This window comes from Luedemannella helvata, from assembly GCF_039528415.1.
GTDB lineage: Bacteria > Actinomycetota > Actinomycetes > Mycobacteriales > Micromonosporaceae > Luedemannella > Luedemannella helvata.
The window spans coordinates 1-3,783 of sequence record NZ_BAAALS010000066.1 but is presented as its reverse complement, the minus strand read 5'-3'; the positions used below and the strand labels follow the sequence as shown (position 1 = coordinate 3,783).

Here is a 3,783-nt window from a genome sequence, read left to right as displayed (position 1 = left end):
GGCGCCCGACCCCACCAGCATCCACCGGAAGGACCTGCCATGACCGTCCTGTGCACCGCCCGCATCGACGACTCGGTGACTGCCCGCCTCCACCACTGCACCCTCCCCGCCCACCACGACGACGACTGGCACCGCGGGCCCGAAACCGACGGGCGGGTCGTCCGGTGGAAGGACGGCGCACCCGGCGCCGTGGAGCACAGCGCTGCGGCGCCTGCGTGCCCCACGGACTGCGACGACGACTGCGACGCCCCCTGCCACGAGGGCCACTATCGACCGCGCCGCCGTCACCACCAGCTGCACGAGTGTCCGTCCGTCGCCGAGACCGCGCCGTGACCGGTCAGCTCGAACTGTGGGGGCCGGGCTGGGACATCGAACCCTGCGACACCAGCCCGGCCCCCGACCCCGACGAGCAGGCCCACCTAGACCTCCACGCCCGGCCCCGCTACATCCCCGGCGACCACGGCAGGGCGGCCGGCAGACCCACCTACTGGCAGAAGCAGCGCATCACCACCATCCAACCCAGTCAGGAGTACCTGTGACCGACCAGCCCGAGACCGGCTGCTGCGTGTGCGGCGGCGGCCCGGTCGTCTACCGCAACTACCGTGACCTGCCGTTCTGCTGGCCCTGCGCCGACTGCCGGTGCGCCCAGAACCCCTGCGTCCGGACCGGCGTCAACGACCCGGCCGTGAGCGCGGAAGTCTCTGAGCCGCCGGACTCGGCAAAGTGCTCCGGCGAGGAGGGCTTCTGCGACGCTCACGGCTTCCACCGGCACGCGCCCACCGCCGACGAGCCGCACCCGACGGACTGCCGGTGCGCCTGCGACGGCTGCCGCCACCACAACGCCCACCCCATCCCCGACCCGCGCGCCGAATACGTGGCCGCCGTCGAAGCAGCCATCGGCCCCAATGTCGACTGCGGCGGCATCGAAGGCGTCCACCGGGTACGCGACGCCGTCCTCGCTGTCCGAGACCTGGAGCTCGAGCAGGCACGCGCCAGCCGCGAGCAGTGGCGGCAGGAAGTCCTCGAGCTGGCCGAGCAGGTCAAGGCCCTCAACGCAAAGCTCGACGCCATCGCCCAGGCCGCCGACCTGATACGGGCCGACGCCGACCACCACGACGGCTGCCTGCTCGAGCCCAACGCCGACGGCGGGATCAGTCACAGCAGCATCGCCGCCGGACTCCGCATCGCACTCCGACACCTCGACGCCTGACCCACCCGCGCCGCCGCAAGGAGCACCAATGCACTGCACCGTCTGCACGAGCGCCCTGTACGCCGACGAGCTCGACCACCAGGCCTGCCGCCCCTGCACCAACCGCGTCGACCAACACCTCCGCGCCCTCGCCGGCCCCGACGGCCTGTACGCCCAGCTCGCCGACAGCCTCACCCCCGGCAGCTGTAGCGGCGGGCCCGTCGTCTCCGGCACGCGCGGCGCCCCCATCCCCGTCCGGTTGGAGCCGCTCAGCCTCACCGCCCGCGGGGGGATCATCACGATCCTGCAGACCTGGCTCGTCGACTGGCACGACACCCTCGGCTGGCGCTACCCCCGCTGGACCGGCGACCTCCAAGGCCAACTCGACCAAGCCGTCCACGCGCTCCGCATCAACCTCGCCTGGGCCGCCGCATCCCACCCCGCCTTCGCCGAATTCGCCCGCGAGATAGGCCAGCTCAAGCGGCAGGCCGAAGGGCAGCTGACCGGGGAGAAGCCGCCTCGCCGGATCCCCGTCCAATGCCCGTGCGGCACGGTCCTTCGCGTCACCATCGACACCCCGGGCGCCCGCTGCCCCGGATGCGAAACCCAGTACGGGCACAGCGAGGTACTCCAGCTGCCCATGGCGGAACGGACCGCGGCGTGAAGAAGCGCCCCAGCCGACTTGGCTGGGGCGCTTCAGTGCGTTCAGGGTCAGGCGCTGATGGCGATTTGGTCCCCGTGCTCGAACGCGGCGATCAGGTCGGCCATGCCGGCGTACACCTGCTCCAGCAGCGGTTGGTCCTCCGCCGTGTAGACCGCAACGGTGTCGATCCGGGAGCCGGCGGGGCCGGCGATCTTCTCCGGCCGACGGCCGTTCCGCTTCAGATAGGCGTGCGACACCCGCTGCCCGAACCCGGACTGGAACTTGGCCACGGTCTTCGCCTTGTGACCCTTCTCCGCCAGGAACGTCGCCGCGTACAGCGGAGTCTCCGACGGATCCAGCTCAGGCCGCTCGCCCATTGCGCGGGCCAGGATCACCTTCGCCGTCGCCGTCGCGTAGGGCTCCGGGAGGGCGGGACGGAGGATGGCGAGGATCTCAGCCTGCTCGCGGTACGGCAGCGCGCCAGCCGCCGCGGTGATCTCCCTCTGCGCCGGGGCCGGCGAGGGCGCCTCGTAGCTACCCTTCTTGCGGATTGCCGGGATCACCTCGTGCGTTACCCAGCGCTTGAACTTCTTCGCCTCGGGCTTGTCCGAACGGAGCAGGAGCGTGTACAGCCCCGGCTCGTTGACGATGGAGCGGTTGGGATTTCCCGGGCTTCCATCCGCCAGCCCGATGGAACTCCTCTCGTCCTCGTCGAGCCGCGCGAGGGCATTCCCGACGTTGGCGATGCCGAGGGCTGCGCAAACGTCGTTTGCGATCCACCACGGTTCGCCATCGATGAGGGCCGTCCGCACCTCGGCACCCTCGAAGGTGAAGGCCTGGAGAGCGCTCATGCGATTGCCTCCTTGCGGAGTGCGTCCAGGGTGTCCTCGATGAGGCGGATGAACTGCCCAGCGCCGTTCAGCTTCCACATCGACGAGTGCTTGAACAGTGCGGCCAGTTCGGCGAAGCCGGGCTTCGCTTCGGCGATGGTGGCCAGAGCCTCCTCGACCGCGAATACCTTCGCGTCGGTTGCGCGCCGTTCGACCACGATGCGGGCGAACGCCAGTACCTCGGCCGGGTCGCTGTCCGAGTCCATGACCATGACGTTCCGGCCGTTGTCGAGTCGCCCGAACTCAAGGGAACCGCGGCTCCGGCCCTTGCGTACCTGGAGCACGATGCCGTGCTCGTCGGCGAAGGTAGCGAGCTGCTTCGCGCTGGTGACCCGCGACACTTCCCCTTCGCCTGACTGGGCGGTGGCCTTGTGCGTTGCTACGCTCATCAGAGAGCGCTCCTTTCACGCAGATGGGACCTCTACTGCTCAGCGAGTCGCCTCTCGCTGGACGACAGGGCCGGACGGTTGCCTCCGTCCGGCCTTTCGCTTGCCGTGAGCACTACGTTAGACATTCGCTGGACATTGCGCAACGGGTTCGTGGACGAACGTAAAGCGATGGTGCATCATGTAGCCATGGACCTGGACTGGGTAGCACTCGGCGAAGAGCTTCGCGCCACCCGCCTCCAGCTAGGCCTCACCATGGAGGCTCTCGCTGAGAAGGCGGGCGTCTCGCGCATGACGTACCACAAGGTGGAAAAGGGCGAGACGCGCGGCCGCATCCCCCCCTCCCTCCCGAAGATTGAGGAAGCGCTTGGATGGCCGTCCGGGCGCGCGACCGCCATATTGACCGGGCAGCGACCGGTGAAAGCAGTCAAGGCGGACCTGTCATCCGAGCTGGAGCGGTCGATTTCGCTGGCCGCCATTGCCACACGAGGCGATCTGACCGCCGCCGAAATTCAGGAGCTGTCTCAGCGTGTCCTTGCGGATCTGCACGCACGCGGCCTGCTGTAGGTGGTGCACCGCACAAGCAAAAAGGAGGAGCCCCCGACCTATGGTCGGGGGCTCCTTTGCGTCTCAGCTGGCGCGCGGCCAGGTTGCCGACTCGTCACGCTCCACGTG

7 protein-coding genes are annotated in these 3,783 nt (G+C 69.4%); 5 read left to right on the top strand and 2 right to left on the bottom strand.

The features are described 5' to 3' along the window. From ABD191_RS28470 to ABD191_RS28455, 4 genes are all read left to right on the top strand, one after another. Positions 1 to 333 (top strand): hypothetical protein (locus ABD191_RS28470; protein WP_344088917.1); only part of this gene is annotated, 333 nt, incomplete at its 5' end. Continuing rightward, complete coding sequence (locus ABD191_RS28465; protein ID WP_030901107.1) at positions 330 to 539, top strand: hypothetical protein; 210 nt, start codon at positions 330 to 332, stop codon at positions 537 to 539. The genes ABD191_RS28470 and ABD191_RS28465, both read left to right, overlap by 4 nt. Beyond that, the gene (locus tag ABD191_RS28460) at positions 536 to 1,210 is read left to right on the top strand and encodes a hypothetical protein (RefSeq protein WP_030901092.1); all 675 of its coding nucleotides are present in this window, start codon (positions 536 to 538) and stop codon (positions 1,208 to 1,210) included. The genes ABD191_RS28465 and ABD191_RS28460 overlap by 4 nt, the downstream gene beginning before the upstream one ends. A 28-nt stretch (positions 1,211 to 1,238) precedes the next feature. Next, positions 1,239 to 1,853, top strand: a complete 615-nt coding sequence (locus ABD191_RS28455; protein ID WP_030901089.1) for a hypothetical protein — start codon at positions 1,239 to 1,241, stop codon at positions 1,851 to 1,853. 47 nt (positions 1,854 to 1,900) lie between these two features. On the opposite strand, the gene ABD191_RS28450 is transcribed toward ABD191_RS28455, so the two are convergent. Further along, positions 1,901 to 2,683, bottom strand: coding sequence for a BRO-N domain-containing protein (locus ABD191_RS28450; protein ID WP_344088909.1), 783 nt, complete (start codon positions 2,681 to 2,683; stop codon positions 1,901 to 1,903). Continuing rightward, positions 2,680 to 3,111, bottom strand: coding sequence for a hypothetical protein (locus ABD191_RS28445; protein WP_157854932.1), 432 nt, complete (start codon positions 3,109 to 3,111; stop codon positions 2,680 to 2,682). Before ABD191_RS28445 ends, ABD191_RS28450 begins: the two co-directional genes overlap by 4 nt. Positions 3,112 to 3,297: 186 nt before the next feature. On the opposite strand from ABD191_RS28445, the gene ABD191_RS28440 reads away from it, so the two are divergent. Next, a complete protein-coding gene (locus ABD191_RS28440) occupies positions 3,298 to 3,675 on the top strand; it encodes a helix-turn-helix transcriptional regulator (RefSeq protein ID WP_157854931.1) in 378 nt (125 codons plus the stop codon). The last annotated feature ends 108 nt before the right edge of the window (positions 3,676 to 3,783 follow it).

What these genes read in the sequence shown, in the direction of transcription:
- ABD191_RS28455 (WP_030901089.1), top strand. Translation starts at nt 1,239, where the DNA reads ATGCACTGCACCGTCTGCACGAGCGCCCTGTACGCCGACGAGCTCGAC.
- ABD191_RS28450 (WP_344088909.1), bottom strand. Translation starts at nt 2,683, where the DNA reads ATGAGCGCTCTCCAGGCCTTCACCTTCGAGGGTGCCGAGGTGCGGACG.
- ABD191_RS28445 (WP_157854932.1), bottom strand. Translation starts at nt 3,111, where the DNA reads ATGAGCGTAGCAACGCACAAGGCCACCGCCCAGTCAGGCGAAGGGGAA.
- ABD191_RS28440 (WP_157854931.1), top strand. Translation starts at nt 3,298, where the DNA reads ATGGACCTGGACTGGGTAGCACTCGGCGAAGAGCTTCGCGCCACCCGC.